The sequence below is a fragment of the Deltaproteobacteria bacterium genome (assembly GCA_011773515.1).
GTDB lineage: Bacteria > Desulfobacterota > Deferrimicrobia > J040 > J040 > WVXK01.
On the sequence record WVXK01000047.1, the window covers coordinates 1 to 1045 of the forward strand.

General features: G+C 48.8%; 2 protein-coding genes. Both read left to right on the top strand.

Annotation, left to right across the window (positions count from 1 at the left end; all coding sequences use genetic code 11):
- Nucleotides 1–436 precede the first annotated feature (436 nt).
- Nucleotides 437–631, top strand: a complete 195-nt coding sequence (locus GTN70_04340) for a DUF1059 domain-containing protein (GenBank protein ID NIO16217.1) — start codon at nucleotides 437–439, stop codon at nucleotides 629–631.
- 196 nt (nucleotides 632–827) lie between these two features.
- Nucleotides 828–1045 (top strand): hypothetical protein (locus tag GTN70_04345; protein NIO16218.1); only part of this gene is annotated, 218 nt, incomplete at its 3' end.

Genomic DNA, 1045 nt, shown 5'->3' on the forward strand with positions numbered 1-1045 from the left:
AAGAAATCGAGATCGGAGACAGAGATTTTTTTCCAGTGATGGGTTACAGGTGGAGCAGAGGCAAATGGTTTTCCATTCGTCACAAGTGCTATCTCCAGGACAAGTCAGGTTTCGGGGAAGCGATTTTCCATAAAATATACATACCGGGGTAATGGATGTCAATTACTTTTATCCATCGGTCATTTTTTAATGTTTTTCCATTTAAAATCAACAGGTTATGATTGGCAATTTTTTCATGATTTCAGGTTTTTGCGAAAATTTCGCAAGGTGAACAGACATGACATATGTAACATTACATTCCCTTCGATATGAGGATGTAAAAACTGACCCCATCGCGCTGAGGGACGGTCATTTTCCCCATGAATCGTATCGAAAATGAAAAGCATCGAACTTTTAATTTTCGGGGTGAGCTAAATCCCCGACAGGAGGTTTTACCATGGCACGGAAATATATCGATTGCCGCGATTATCCCGGGGACATTAAATGTACCGTGGCGCTTTCTGCCGACACGGAAGAGGAGCTCATCGAAGCTGTTGTTCATCACGGAACAACGGTTCACGGCTACCAGGACACACCCGAGTTCCGCAAAATAATTCGCGAAGGGATGAAGGAAGGAACCCCTCCCGCCTAACCGGGGGGACCGCAGCAACCTCGACGAACGGGGTCAGTTCCCATTTCCTCACATTTTTCGCCTTTTCACCCACCTGACCTGAGAATATGGGAACTGACCCCACTATCCCCACGGGGATGCAGGTGGCCTCACCGCTCCGTGGCGCCGGGGATTATCCGGGTATTACCTGGAGTGTGTTTAAGCAAAGAAGTTAGACATGACGATCGAGCCGACAACCAAGCCGGCAGGGAACGGAATACGCATCGCGGGGAAGGTTGCGCTCTTTCTGGCGATCATCGTTTTTCTGAACTACGCCGCGGGTTGGCTTGCGAAGCTCTTCACCTTCCAGATGTGGCCCCGACATGCCGGTATGGCCTCTTTTCTCCTTTTTGCCTCGATCATATCCTACATCCTCCTCCTGGCGATTCCATTCCT

Bases quoted from the DNA above. Each gene is read 5' to 3' on its own strand.
- GTN70_04340 (NIO16217.1), top strand. From the start codon at position 437: ATGGCACGGAAATATATCGATTGCCGCGATTATCCCGGGGACATTAAA.